The sequence below is a fragment of the Pseudomonas sp. MDT1-16 genome, assembly GCF_054898115.1.
The window spans coordinates 5,227,693-5,240,773 of the sequence record NZ_CM142717.1 but is presented as its reverse complement, the minus strand read 5'-3'; the positions used below and the strand labels follow the sequence as shown (position 1 = coordinate 5,240,773).

Sequence of the window (13,081 nt, the reverse complement as noted above, 5' to 3'; positions counted from 1 at the left end):
TTTTTTCAGTCGTGGTAATCGAATCCTGCTCCTTTGGCGCTTGTTCTCTTGGGTGATGCTGACTAACATGTCAGAAAATTCATCCTATGATTGGATGAAAGGGCGAATCCTATGTCAGACATTTCTCCGCTAGTTAAACGGTCCCTGGTCGACCAGGCCTTGGACCAATTGCGCCTGCGCATCAACCAAGGCGTTTGGGTGGTCGGTCAGCGCTTGCCCACAGAACCTGAACTGTCCGCAGAACTGGGCATCAGCCGTAACACCGTGCGCGAAGCCATGCGCGTGTTGGCGTTTTCCGGGTTGATCGAAATCCGTCAGGGCGATGGCAGCTACCTGCGGGCGGTGGTTGATCCGCTCGACACCCTGAAGGCGTTGTCCCGCTGCTCCCACGAGCAAGCCCGGGAGACTCGGCACATTCTGGAAGTCGAGGCCATCGGTCTGGCCGCACTGCGGCGTACCGACGAAGACCTTGTGGCGTTGCGCGAAGCATTGGGCGTCAGCGGCAGCCACTATCACGGCGATCTCGACACTTATATCGCCTGCGACTTGGTGTTCCACCGCCGTCTGGTGGACGCCGCGCACAACCCGACGCTCAGCGAGTTGTATCGCTATTTCTCCAGCATCGTCGGCGCGCATCTGCGCGAGACCCTGAACATCAGCCCCCGACGCCAGGAGGTGTTCGACCTTCATATCGCACTGCTTGATGCCGTCGAGCAACGCGACCCGGAACGGGCCAAAGCCCTGTCGAGGCAGTTGATCAATGAACCTTGAAACCGAGAATTCCATGTCTGCCAATAACAGCAACATCACGCAACCCAAGCGCACGGCGGAGCTCGAAGAACTGCTGATCGACGCCGAGGCCAATGACGAAGAAGTCCAGCAAAGCCACCCGATCCTGCGTCGTCCATGGCTGTTGCTGCTGGGCCTGATTCTGGTGGCGCTGAACCTGCGCCCTGCGCTGTCGAGCATGGCGCCGATGCTCAGCGAGGTCTCGAAGACTCTCGGTTTGTCGTCAGCTCAGGCCGGTTTGCTGACGACGTTGCCGGTGCTGTGCCTCGGCTTGTTTGCACCGCTGGCGCCCGTGCTGGCACGACGTTTCGGCGCCGAACGGGTGGTATTGGGGATTCTTTTGATGTTGGCCGGCGGGATCATCCTGCGCAGTTCGTTCGGCACAATCGGCCTGTTTGCCGGCAGCGTGCTGGCCGGTGCGAGCATCGGCGTGATAGGCGTTTTGTTACCGGGTATCGTCAAGCGCGACTTCGCTAAACACGCCGGGACCATGACAGGCGTCTACACCATGGCGCTGTGTCTGGGCGCGGCGATGGCGGCGGGCGCGACCGTGCCGTTGAGCGAGCATTTCGACAAGCGCTGGGCACTGGGTCTCGGCTTCTGGGTGGTGCCGGCATTGGTCGCGGCGATTTTCTGGTTGCCACAAGTCGGTCAGAAACACGGTGCGCACAACGTCGCCTATCGGGTTCGCGGTCTGTTGCGTGATCCGCTGGCCTGGCAAGTGACGCTCTACATGGGCCTGCAATCTTCTCTGGCCTACATCGTGTTCGGCTGGTTGCCGTCGATCCTGATTGGCCGCGGCCTGACCCCGACCCAGGCCGGCCTGGTGCTCTCGGGTTCTGTCCTTATCCAGTTGGCCAGTTCACTGGCCGCGCCGTGGCTGGCAACCCGCGGCAAGGATCAGCGTCTGGCGATCGTTATCGTCATGCTACTGACCCTTGGCGGTTTATTCGGTTGCCTCTACGCTCCGATCGAAGGCTTGTGGGGCTGGGCGATCCTGCTCGGTCTGGGGCAGGGTGGTACGTTCAGTCTGGCGCTGACGCTGATTGTGCTGCGCTCGCGGGACTCGCATGTCGCGGCGAACCTGTCGAGCATGGCCCAGGGCTTTGGTTACACCCTGGCGTCCATGGGGCCGTTCGCGGTGGGTATCGTGCATGACTGGACCGGCGGCTGGAACGCCCTGGGCTGGATCTTCGGCATCATTGGCCTCGGGGCGATTATCGCCGGCCTCGGTGCCGGACGTTCGCTGTACGTCCAGGTCGAAAGCGAAAAGGTCTGACACCCGCGCACTGTCGGTATTCGGCCCACGAATGCCGATAGTGTTCCAGGCGTTTGTTGACTATCGTGCAGGCAATCTTTCGAAGCTTTGCACATCAGGGAACCTGCCCATGAGTGATGCCCACAGCGCATTGATCACCCAGTTCTACCAAGCCTTCCAGCGGCTGGATGCCGAGGCCATGAGTGCCTGCTATACCGATGACGTGGTGTTCAGTGATCCAGCGTTCGGCGAGCTGCATGGCCGCGATGCCGGCGACATGTGGCGCATGCTCACCACCCGGGCCAAGGACTTTTCCCTGACGTTCGATAACGTGCGCAGCGATGAGCGCACGGGCGGTGCCCATTGGGTGGCAACGTACCTGTTCAGCCAGACCGGCAACACGGTGGTCAACGATATTCAGGCTCGCTTCTTTTTTCGCGATGGCAAGATCTGCGAGCATCACGACAGCTTCGACATGTGGACTTGGTCTCGACAGGCGCTGGGCACTAAAGGTCTGCTGCTGGGCTGGACGCCGTTGGTGAGAAACGCCGTTCGTGCTCAGGCCTTGAAGGGGCTGAAGGCATTCCAGGCCAGTCGCTGATAAGATCGCGGCTTGTTTCCTTTCAAGCCTTGATCGTCACGTGAACACCCTCTGCGAAATCTCCGTCGATGCCGACACGCCGGTGAGCAAACCCTGGTTCGTCTACCTCGTACGCGCGGCCAATGGTTCGCTCTACTGCGGGATCAGTAATGATCCCGTGCGCCGATTCGCCACTCACCAGAGCGGCAAGGGTGCGCGATTCTTCCTCTCCAGCCCAGCCGTGGCCTTGGTTTACACCGAAGTCTGCCGCGACAAAAGCGAAGCGCTGCGTCAGGAACGCTTGATCAAAAAACTCAAGAAAAGCGCCAAGGAATGTCTGGTGACGACCTTTTCTGCGGGCTTATCAATCTGAATGATCAGTGCCCATCAGGCAGATCTGTAGGCTGCTGGCGTATTGCGCGCTAAGCTGCGGATTCCTTTCCCAGCGGCGGAGCCGAGCATGTCAGAGTTAATTCTTCATCATTACCCGACGTCCCCTTTCGCCGAAAAGGCCCGCCTGCTGCTGGGTTTCAAGGGGCTGTCCTGGCGCTCGGTGAAGATCTCGCCGGTGATGCCTAAACCCGATTTGACCGCGCTGACCGGCGGCTACCGCAAGACACCGGTGTTGCAGATTGGCGCAGATATCTATTGCGACACGTCGCTGATCGCCCGCCGTCTGGAACAGGAAAAAGCCTTGCCGGCGTTCTTCCCGGAAGGTCAGGAAATGATCGCCGCGACGTTCGCAGCGTGGGCAGATTCTGTGGTGTTCCAGCATGCAGTGAGCCTGGTGTTTCAGCCGGAATCGGTGGCCGTGCGCTTTGGCGCATTACCGCCAGAGGCGATCAAGGCATTCATGGCCGATCGCGCCGGGCTGTTCAGTGGAGGCAGCGCTACACGTTTGTCCGCAGAGCAGGCCAAGCATCAATGGCCGACGATCATGGGACGTCTGGAGCAGCAGCTTCAGCGCGAACAGGGCGACTTCCTGTTCGGCGAGCCGTCGATTGCCGACTTTGCCCTGGCCCATCCGCTGTGGTTCCTCAAAGCCACACCGGTAACTTCACCGTTGGTTGATGCCTATCCCGCGGTCAGCGCATGGTTCGGGCGCGTGATGGGCTTCGGTCATGGCGCGTTCAGCGAGATGACGTCCGAGGAGGCGCTGGAGGTCGCGCGTAATGCCACACCGGCCGCATTGCCGGATGAGCAGTTCGATGAGCCGAACGGGTTTGAGGTGGGCCAATTGGTGGTGATTGCGGCCACTGACTACGGCGTTGATTCGGTGGCCGGTGAGCTGCTGTTTGCGGGGCGTGAGGAATTGATTTTGCGCCGTGAAGACGAGCGTGGCGGGTTGGTGCATGTGCATTTTCCGCGGTTCGGGTTCCGCATCGAGGCACGCTGACACAAGTATTAATTACCCCGATCGAATTATTTTAGGGCCGCGAGAATCGCATCCGGGTCATACCCGCGAATCAACGTCCCGTTCACATCGATGATCGGAATCCCGCCGCCACCCAGCGCCTCATAAGCCTTGCGCGCCTCGGCATCTTTCTCGATATCGAATTCCTTGTACGGAATGCCTTTCTGGTCGAGAAAGCGCCGGGTCAATTTGCAGTATCCGCACCATTCGGTGGCGTAGAGCACGACGTTGGCCTTGGCCTGAGTCTGCTCGGACACCACTTGCGCCGGGTGGAACACCCGCTCGATCTTGCCCCAGTTCTGATAAACCACGACCACCAGCAAGATCAGCAGGATTTTCTTCAGCACGCCGCCCAACATCAGTTGCGTCGCTTGAGCTGGTCAGTGAGTTGGGTCGGCAGGCCTTTGATGATCAGCGTGCCGGCTTCTTCGTCATATTCGATCTTCGAGCCCAGCAGGTGCGCTTCGAAGCTGATCGACAGGCCTTCGGCGCGACCGGTGAAGCGGCGGAACTGATTGAGGGTACGTTTATCTGCCGGGATTTCCGGGGACAGGCCGTAGTCTTTGTTGCGAATGTGGTCGTAGAAGGCTTTCGGGTGCTCTTCGTCGATCAGTTCCGAGAGTTCTTCCAGGCCCATGGGCTCGCCCAATTTTGCCTGACTGCTGGCGTAATTCACCAGAGTCTTGGTTTTCTCGCGGGCGGATTCTTCCGGCAGGTCTTCGCTTTCGACGAAGTCGCTGAACGCCTTGAGCAAGGTGCGGGTTTCGCCCGGGCCGTCGACGCCTTCCTGGCAGCCGATGAAGTCGCGGAAATACTCCGAAACCTTTTTGCCGTTCTTGCCTTTGATGAACGAAATGTACTGCTTGGACTGCTTGTTGTTCTGCCATTCGGAGACGTTGATCCGCGCCGCCAGATGCAGTTGGCCCAAATCCAGATGCCGGGACGGGGTCACGTCCAGCTGATCGGTCACTGCAACGCCTTCACTGTGGTGCAGCAGGGCGATCGCCAGGTAGTCGGTCATGCCTTGTTGGTAATGCGCAAACAGCACATGACCGCCCACAGAGAGGTTCGACTCTTCCATCAGCTTTTGCAGATGTTCTACCGCCACACGGCTAAACGCGGTGAAATCCTTGCCGCCATCGAGGTATTCCTTCAGCCAGCCGCTGAACGGATGCGCCCCGGACTCGGCATGGAAGAAACCCCAGGCCTTGCCTTGTTTGGCGTTGTAGCTCTCGTTGAGGTCGGCAAGCATGTACTCGATGGCGCTCGACTCGGGCAGTGCTTCGTCGCGAGCATGGAGAACTGCTGGTGTGCCGTCGGGTTTTTTGTCGATCAGGTGGACGATGCAATGACGGATCGGCATGGGCTTCTCGGCTGATTGAAGAGAGGAGGGCGTGCTCCCCGAAAAAGCGCTCAGTGTACCGCAACCACTGGTTTCGGCGCGGCACGAAGGGCGATTCGCGGGTGTCCGATGACGCTTATGCTGTTTTTTACGGTTTTAGGGTAATAAAGCTGACCATTTGGGTAGCTAGAGGCGGATATTTCCCCGTCTCTGTGCTAGTTTTGCCCGGTCTTACGCGAAGTCACTGCGTTAAGCGTGCATTCAGCATTTGTCAGGTCGAACCAAACCCTGATTTCGGTATCTATAACCCCGATCCCGTGGTTATTGGCCGAGGGTGCCAGATCCAGAAGATCGGGCTCGATGGCTGACACTGCACTCTGCAATCCATATGAATTTGATAGGGAAGGAACACTACATGGCTCTTACTAAAGACCAACTGATCGCCGACATCGCTGAAGCTATCGACGCGCCAAAAACCACCGCGCGTAATGCTTTGGACCAACTGGGCCAAATCGTTGCCGATCAGCTGGAAAACGGCGGCGAAATCACTCTGCCAGGTATCGGCAAACTGAAAGTGACCGAGCGTCCTGCCCGTACTGGCCGCAACCCTTCGACTGGCGCTGCCATCGAAATCGCTGCCAAGAAAGTTATCAAGCTGGTTGTGGCCAAAGGCCTGACCGACGCTGTTAACAAGTAAGACGCAGTAAAAAAAACCGTGCTCCGGAGCAATCCGGGCACGGTTTTTTTGCGTCTGCGATTCAGCGATTGACCAGGGGCCAATCGCTGTTTCAGTTGCTACTCAGCTTTTGCGAGCCCAGCGTTCGCGCCAGGTTTGTTGCTCGGATTTGGTTTGGAAGGTCCAGGCGACGAAGCGGCTTTGCTTCTGCCCTTGGGACATTTCCACGACCTGGCTTTCCAGTACGCCCGCCTTTTTCAGCGCCGTCTGGATCGCCGGCAGGTTCGAGGCCTTCGAAACCAGGGTGCTGAACCACAGTACTTTGTGCTGGAAATGGGCGCTTTCGGCGATCAATTGCGTCACAAACCGTGCTTCGCCGCCTTCACACCACAGTTCGGCCGATTGACCGCCAAAGTTCAGCACTGGCAGCTTGCGTTTCGGGTCGGCACGGCCCAGCGCGCGCCATTTACGCTCGCTGCCCTTGGTGGCCTCGTCCATAGATGCGTGGAACGGCGGGTTGCACATGGTCAGGTCAAAGCGTTCGCCGGGTTCCAGCAGGCCCAGCAGAATGTGCTTGGGATTGCTTTGCAGACGCAACTGGATGGCTTTGTTCAGCCCGTTCGACTGCACGATGGCTTTGGCAGCGGCCACGGCCGTCGGGTCGACTTCCGAGCCGAGGAAGTGCCAGCGGTAGTCGCTGTAGCCGATCAGCGGATAGACGCAGTTTGCGCCCATGCCGATATCGAGCACCTTGACCGGCGCGCCGCGCGGGATCTCGCCGTCGTTGACGCTGGCCAGCAGGTCGGCCAGGAAATGCACGTAATCGGCACGGCCCGGAACCGGGGGGCAGAGGTAATCGGCCGGGATGTCCCAGTGGGCGATGCCATAGAACGATTTGAGCAGCGCCCGGTTGAACACACGCACCGCGTCCGGGCTGGCGAAGTCGATACTTTCCTTGCCATACGGGTTGATGATCACGAACTTCGCCAGTTCCGGCGTGGTTTTGATCAACGCCGGGAAGTCGTAACGACCCTGATGGCGGTTGCGCGGATGCAGGCTGGCCTTCTCACGAGGCTCCACGGCTTTGGCCGGGGTGGCGGTGTCAGGCTTCTTGCGCGCAGGTCTTGGTGTACGGGGGGCGTTCATGGGCGTTGTCGATTCGGGTATGGCTAAAAGTGGCGGGTATTGTCCCACAGTCGATGGCAACGCGGGGATCCTCCTGTAGGAGCGAGGCTTGCCCGCGAAGGACGCGACATGGTCAATCAGGTAGACCGCGTTATCGTTCTTCGCGGGCAAGCCTCGCTCCTACAGAAAGCGAAAAGGGGCAGGCACAAAAAAGGGAGGCCGTCTCGGGCCTCCCTTGTTCATTGCGATTTGCCGTTACAGGCTGGCAATCCGCGCATGCTGCTCGGCCAGCTTGCCCAGGGCCTGTTCAGCCTCGGCCAGTTTGGCGCGTTCCTTGTCGATGACTTCGGCTGGAGCCTTGTCGACGAAGCCAGCGTTAGACAGCTTGCCACCCACGCGCTGAACTTCGCCCTGCAGACGCAGGATTTCCTTGTCCAGACGCGCCAGCTCGGCATCTTTATCGATCAGGCCAGCCATCGGCACCAGCACTTCCATCTCGCCGACCAGAGCCGTGGCGGACAGCGGCGCTTCTTCGCCGGCGGCCAACACGGTGATCGATTCGAGGCGAGCCAGCTTCTTCAGCAAGGCTTCGTTCTCGGTGAGACGACGCTGATCTTCGGCGCTGACGTTTTTCAGGAACAGGTTCAGCGGCTTGCCTGGACCGATGTTCATTTCGCCACGGATGTTGCGCGTGCCGAGCATCAACTCCTTGAGCCATTCGATGTCGTTCTCGGCGGCCGGATCGATGCGCTCTTCATTGGCCACTGGCCAGGGTTGCAGCATGATCGTCTTGCCTTCGATACCGGCCAGCGGCGCGATACGCTGCCAGATTTCTTCGGTGATGAACGGCATGAACGGGTGCGCCAGACGCAGGGCAACTTCCAGCACCCGTACCAGCGTGCGACGTGTGCCACGTTGACGCTCGATCGGACCGTTCTCGTCCCACAGCACAGGCTTGGAGAGTTCCAGGTACCAGTCGCAATACTGGTTCCAGATGAACTCGTACAAGGCTTGTGCGGCCAGGTCGAAACGGAACTGATCGAGTTGACGGGTCACTTCGGCTTCGGTGCGTTGCAGCTGCGAAATGATCCAGCGATCCGCCAGCGACAGCTCGTAAGCCTCGCCGTTCTGGCCGCAGTCTTCGCCCTTGTCCAGCACGTAGCGCGCGGCGTTCCAGATCTTGTTACAGAAGTTGCGATAGCCTTCAACGCGGCCCATGTCGAACTTGATGTCGCGACCGGTGGAGGCCAGCGAGCAAAAGGTGAAACGCAGGGCGTCAGTGCCGTAGCTGGCGATGCCGTCGGCGAATTCGTCGCGGGTCTGCTTCTCGATCTTCTTCGCCAGTTTCGGCTGCATCATGCCGGAGGTGCGTTTCTGCACCAGCGCTTCCAGCTCGATACCGTCGATGATGTCCAGCGGGTCCAGAACGTTGCCCTTGGACTTGGACATCTTCTGGCCCTGGCCATCGCGCACCAGACCGTGAACATAAACGGTCTTGAACGGAACCTGCGGCGTGCCGTCTTCGTTCTTCACCAAGTGCATGGTGAGCATGATCATCCGGGCAACCCAGAAGAAAATGATGTCGAAGCCGGTGACCAGCACGTCGGTGGAATGGAATTTCTTCAGGAATTCGGTCTGCTCAGGCCAGCCGAGCGTGGAGAACGTCCACAGGCCGGAACTGAACCAAGTGTCGAGAACGTCGTTGTCCTGTTGCAGGGCAATGTCCGGGCCGAGGTTGTGCTTGGCACGGACTTCGGCTTCGTCGCGACCGACATAGACCTTGCCCGACTCGTCGTACCAGGCCGGAATCCGGTGGCCCCACCACAGCTGACGGCTGATGCACCAATCCTGGATGTCGCGCATCCACGAGAAGTACATGTTTTCGTATTGCTTGGGCACGAACTGAATGCGGCCGTCTTCAACGGCGGCAATCGCAGGCTCGGCCAATGGCTTGGTCGACACGTACCACTGGTCGGTCAGCCATGGCTCGATGATGGTCCCGGAACGGTCGCCTTTCGGCACTTTCAGGGCGTGATCGTTGACGCTGACCAAGAGGCCGGCAGCATCGAACGCAGCAACGATCTGCTTGCGCGCTTCAAAACGGTCGAGGCCGGCGTATTCGGCCGGGATCTTGCCGTCGATGCTTTCGTTGAGCGTGCCGTCGAGGTTGAACACCTGACAGGCCGGCAATACAGCGGCGTTCTTGTCGAAGATGTTCAGCAGCGGCAGGTGGTGGCGCTTGCCAACTTCGTAGTCGTTGAAATCGTGGGCCGGGGTGATTTTCACGCAGCCGGTGCCGAATTCTGGATCGCAGTAATCGTCGGCGATGATCGGAATGCGGCGGCCGACCAGCGGCAGCTCGACAAATTTGCCGATCAGGGCCTGGTAGCGTTCATCGTTCGGGTTAACCGCTACGGCGGCGTCGCCGAGCATGGTTTCCGGACGAGTGGTCGCGACGATCAGGTAATCGTTGCCTTCAGCGGTCTTGGCACCGTCGGCCAGCGGGTATTTCAGGTTCCACAGGAAACCTTTCTCATCGTGGTTTTCCACTTCGAGGTCGGAAATCGCCGTGTGCAGCTTGGTGTCCCAGTTGACCAGGCGCTTGCCGCGGTAGATCAGGCCGTCTTCGTGCAGACGCACAAAGGCTTCTTTCACCGATTCCGAGAGGCCATCGTCCATGGTGAAGCGCTCGCGGCTCCAGTCCACGGACGAGCCGAGGCGTCGGATCTGACGGCTGATGTTGCCGCCAGACTGATCCTTCCATTCCCAGACTTTATCGAGGAATTTTTCGCGGCCCAGATCGTGGCGATTCTGGCCCTGGGCTTCGAGTTGACGCTCCACCAGCATTTGCGTGGCGATACCGGCGTGGTCGGTACCCGGTTGCCAAAGGGTGTTGCGACCCTGCATGCGACGGAAACGGATCAGGGCGTCCATGATCGCGTTGTTGAAGCCGTGACCCATGTGCAGGCTGCCGGTGACGTTCGGCGGCGGGATCATGATGGTGTAGGACTCGCCCGCGCCTTGCGGGGCGAAGTAATTCTCTGACTCCCAGGTGTTGTACCAGGAAGTTTCAATGGCGTGCGGCTGGTAGGTCTTATCCATGCGCGGCGGGACCCTATTGGCATTTATTCAGGAAAAGCCGGCAAGTATAGCGGGGCATGGGGCGTAGGGCGAGCAGGTGCAGACAGGGCGCAGAACTAATGTGGGAGCGAGCTTGCTCGCGATGAGGGCATAACATTCAACATCTCTGCTGGCTGTTACATCGCTATCGAGCAAGCTCGCTCCCACAGGGGATGGGGGGTTACTCGTACTGGCTCAACAACCGTTCCATCCGCGCGCTGAGGCGGCGTTTGATTTCGGTTTCGATGTGCGGCGCGAAGTCGTCGATCACGTCTTGCATGATCAATTGCGCGGCGGCGCGCAGTTCGCTGTCCAGGTGCAGCAGGTCGTCCGGACCCCCACTGGCGGAGGGTGCCGGTTGGGCGGCAGGGGCGGGCGCAGCCGGTGCGAGGGTTGGCGGGTTGACGCCGACCATATCGAACAGCATCGGAATCTGTTCCTGATCACCTTCCTCGACCGTGTCGGTGAGCAAGGGTGGTTGCAGGTTGTCATCGCCGAGCAGTTGGCGGATCGACTCGAGGTCGTCCAGCAGGTGCGCGGACTTTTGTTGCGGTTTTGGAGTGTCCATCGGAATGCTCAGAGTCGCTGTAAACGGTGATCTTGCAGAGGATAGCCCTGTTCGCGGTAGAAGCGGAAACTCTCCCGCGCAGCCGTACGAATGGTCGGATCTTCCACCACCACTTCCGCCACGCGGGCGAACCGGTTGGCAAAGGCCGGGACCTTCAAGTCGAGGTTGACCAGCAGGTCCTGATGCTGACCGCAGTCATCGCCAAGACCCAGCACAATCAAACCGTCGGGCTCATTTTCAGCAGGGCCATGAGGCACGAAGCTTTCGCCCTTGAAGGCCCACAGACGCGCATCGAGATCGTCGCGCTGTGCAGCATCGCTGCAATGCAGATAGATGCGGTGGCCCATGCGCCAGGCTTTTTCGGTGAGTTTGCAGGCGAAATCCAGCCGTGCCGAAGGATCGGCGCTGGGCAGGATATAGAAGTCGACTTTGGTCATTGCGGTTCCTGAGCCAAGGTCGGCGTCACGCGAAAGTGGCGCCGACCGAGGTCATCGGTTTCAGGCTTTGGCGCGATCCAGCAGGTACTGGGTCAGCAGGGGGACCGGACGGCCAGTGGCGCCCTTGTCCTTGCCGCCGCTGGTCCAGGCCGTGCCGGCGATGTCCAGGTGCGCCCAGTTGAGGTTCTTGGTGAAGCGCGACAGGAAGCAGGCCGCGGTGATGGTGCCGGCTTTCGGACCACCAATGTTGGCGATGTCGGCGAACGGGCTGTCCAGCTGTTCCTGGTACTCGTCGAACAGCGGCAGTTGCCAGGCACGGTCATCGGCCGATTGGCCGGCGCTCAGCAGCTGACCGATCAGCTCGTCGTTGTTACCCAGCAGGCCGGACGTGTGGGAACCCAGCGCGACGACGCAAGCGCCGGTCAGGGTCGCGATGTCGATCACCGCTTGTGGCTTGAAGCGCTCGGAGTAGGTCAGGGCGTCGCACAGCACCAGACGGCCTTCGGCGTCGGTGTTGAGGATTTCCACGGTCTGGCCGCTCATCGTGGTGACGATGTCGCCAGGACGCGAAGCATTGCCGCTTGGCATGTTCTCGGCGCACGCGAGGATGCACACCAGGTTGATCGGCAGTTTCAGCTCGAGCACGGCACGCAGGGTGCCGAATACGCTGGCAGCGCCGCCCATGTCGTACTTCATTTCATCCATGCCGGCGCCTGGCTTCAGGCTGATGCCGCCCGTGTCAAAGGTGATGCCTTTGCCGACCAGTGCGTACGGCTTCTCGGATTTCTTGCCGCCGTTGTATTGCATGACGATCAGGCGCGGTGGCTGGGCGCTGCCCTGGCCGACGGCGTAGAACGAGCCCATGCCCAGGTCCTTGATCTTCTTCTCATCCAGGACTTCGACTTTCAGGCTCTTGAATTCTTTGCCCAGGTCTTTGGCTTGCTCACCCAGGAACGTCGGGTGGCAGATGTTCGGCGGCAGGTTGCCCAGGTTGCGGGTGAATGCCATGCCGTTGGCGATGGCGGTGGCGTGGGCCACGGCGCGCTCGACTTCAGCCTGGGCAGCCTTGATGGTCACCAGGGTGACTTTCTTCAGGGCGCGCGGTTCGGCTTTCTGGCTCTTGAACTGGTCGAAGGTGTACTCGCCGTCCACCAGGGTTTCCGCCAGCAGGCGGGTCTTGCCGTAGCTGTCGCGGCCTTTGACCACCACTTCGTCCAGGGCCAGCACCGCATCGCTGCCGCCCAGGCCTTTAAGGGTGTTGAGGATGCCGGCGATGATTTTACGGAACGGGCGGTCGCCCAGTTCTTCGTCCTTGCCTACGCCCACCAGCAGCACGCGCTCGGCCTTGAGGTTCGGCAGGCTGTGCAGCAACAGACTCTGACCGACTTTGCCCGCCAAGTCGCCGCGCTTGAGCACAGCGCTGATGGCGCCACCGCTCAGTTCGTCGAGTTGTTTGGCGACAGCGCCGAGCTTGCGGCCTTCGCCGACGGCGACTACCAGAGTGGCGGTTTTCAACGTTTCTGGGCTAACGCTTTTTACAACCAGTTCCATGTCCGGGTCCCTGAATTAATAGTCAACACGCAAGTGTTCGATGGCATGCGTTCGAGCTTGCTTATAAATAGAAAGACGCAGGTCACGGCCTGCAACAAAGGCCGCAGTTTGAACCTCGTGCCCCGAGCCTGACAACCCTCGGTTGTACGATCTTCAACGCTTTAGCCGCCTGCTTGAGCGTGCGCAGTGACAGGCGCGCTCAATCACAGGATAATGCGCAT

At 59.9% G+C, this 13,081-nt stretch carries 13 protein-coding genes; 6 read left to right on the top strand and 7 right to left on the bottom strand.

Translation table 11 applies throughout. From position 1 onward, the window contains the following. Window positions 1–111 precede the first annotated feature (111 nt). The 5 genes from ACYZT3_RS24155 to ACYZT3_RS24135 all read left to right on the top strand — a co-directional run bounded on the left by ACYZT3_RS24155 (window position 112) and on the right by ACYZT3_RS24135 (window position 4,023). On the top strand, window positions 112–771 hold the full coding sequence (locus tag ACYZT3_RS24155) for a FadR/GntR family transcriptional regulator (RefSeq protein ID WP_282382603.1): 660 nt from the start codon (window positions 112–114) through the stop codon (window positions 769–771). Then, the gene (locus ACYZT3_RS24150; RefSeq protein ID WP_462030905.1) at window positions 761–2,068 is read left to right on the top strand and encodes a CynX/NimT family MFS transporter; all 1,308 of its coding nucleotides are present in this window, start codon (window positions 761–763) and stop codon (window positions 2,066–2,068) included. Before ACYZT3_RS24155 ends, ACYZT3_RS24150 begins: the two co-directional genes overlap by 11 nt. Before the next feature lie 109 nt (window positions 2,069–2,177). Further along, window positions 2,178–2,648: a nuclear transport factor 2 family protein gene (locus tag ACYZT3_RS24145; protein ID WP_282382598.1), complete on the top strand. Its 471-nt coding sequence runs from the start codon at window positions 2,178–2,180 to the stop codon at window positions 2,646–2,648. Window positions 2,649–2,688: 40 nt separating this feature from the next. Continuing rightward, window positions 2,689–3,000 carry a GIY-YIG nuclease family protein gene (locus ACYZT3_RS24140; protein ID WP_462030904.1) on the top strand — a complete coding sequence of 104 codons (312 nt, stop codon included), beginning with the start codon at window positions 2,689–2,691 and terminating at the stop codon, window positions 2,998–3,000. A gap of 87 nt (window positions 3,001–3,087) precedes the next feature. Beyond that, window positions 3,088–4,023 carry a glutathione S-transferase family protein gene (locus ACYZT3_RS24135; RefSeq protein WP_282382590.1) on the top strand — a complete coding sequence of 312 codons (936 nt, stop codon included), beginning with the start codon at window positions 3,088–3,090 and terminating at the stop codon, window positions 4,021–4,023. 26 nt (window positions 4,024–4,049) lie between these two features. Here ACYZT3_RS24135 and ACYZT3_RS24130 read toward each other — a convergent pair whose 3' ends face one another. Further along, entirely contained in the window at window positions 4,050–4,400 is a 351-nt protein-coding gene (locus ACYZT3_RS24130; protein ID WP_282382588.1) for a glutaredoxin family protein, read from the bottom strand. Then, entirely contained in the window at window positions 4,400–5,404 is a 1,005-nt protein-coding gene (gene yejK / locus ACYZT3_RS24125; protein WP_462030903.1) for a nucleoid-associated protein YejK, read from the bottom strand. Before yejK ends, ACYZT3_RS24130 begins: the two co-directional genes overlap by 1 nt. 394 nt (window positions 5,405–5,798) lie before the next feature. On the opposite strand from yejK, the gene ACYZT3_RS24120 reads away from it, so the two are divergent. Continuing rightward, window positions 5,799–6,080: an HU family DNA-binding protein gene (locus tag ACYZT3_RS24120; RefSeq protein WP_007905514.1), complete on the top strand. Its 282-nt coding sequence runs from the start codon at window positions 5,799–5,801 to the stop codon at window positions 6,078–6,080. A gap of 102 nt (window positions 6,081–6,182) precedes the next feature. Here the strand turns inward: ACYZT3_RS24120 and rlmF are convergent, their stop codons facing one another. The 5 genes from rlmF to ACYZT3_RS24095 all read right to left on the bottom strand — a co-directional run bounded on the left by rlmF (window position 6,183) and on the right by ACYZT3_RS24095 (window position 12,860). Then, entirely contained in the window at window positions 6,183–7,205 is a 1,023-nt protein-coding gene (gene rlmF / locus ACYZT3_RS24115; protein WP_282382578.1) for a 23S rRNA (adenine(1618)-N(6))-methyltransferase RlmF, read from the bottom strand. Window positions 7,206–7,439: 234 nt separating this feature from the next. Further along, a complete protein-coding gene (locus ACYZT3_RS24110) occupies window positions 7,440–10,286 on the bottom strand; it encodes a valine--tRNA ligase (RefSeq protein WP_282382576.1) in 2,847 nt (948 codons plus the stop codon). A gap of 199 nt (window positions 10,287–10,485) precedes the next feature. Then, on the bottom strand, window positions 10,486–10,872 hold the full coding sequence (locus tag ACYZT3_RS24105) for a DNA polymerase III subunit chi (protein ID WP_462030902.1): 387 nt from the start codon (window positions 10,870–10,872) through the stop codon (window positions 10,486–10,488). A gap of 8 nt (window positions 10,873–10,880) precedes the next feature. Then, window positions 10,881–11,309 (bottom strand): DNA polymerase III subunit chi, encoded by a 429-nt coding sequence (locus ACYZT3_RS24100; RefSeq protein WP_282382572.1) that lies wholly within the window; start codon window positions 11,307–11,309, stop codon window positions 10,881–10,883. Between the two features lie 60 nt (window positions 11,310–11,369). Next, complete coding sequence (locus ACYZT3_RS24095; protein ID WP_282382570.1) at window positions 11,370–12,860, bottom strand: leucyl aminopeptidase; 1,491 nt, start codon at window positions 12,858–12,860, stop codon at window positions 11,370–11,372. Window positions 12,861–13,081 lie beyond the last annotated feature (221 nt).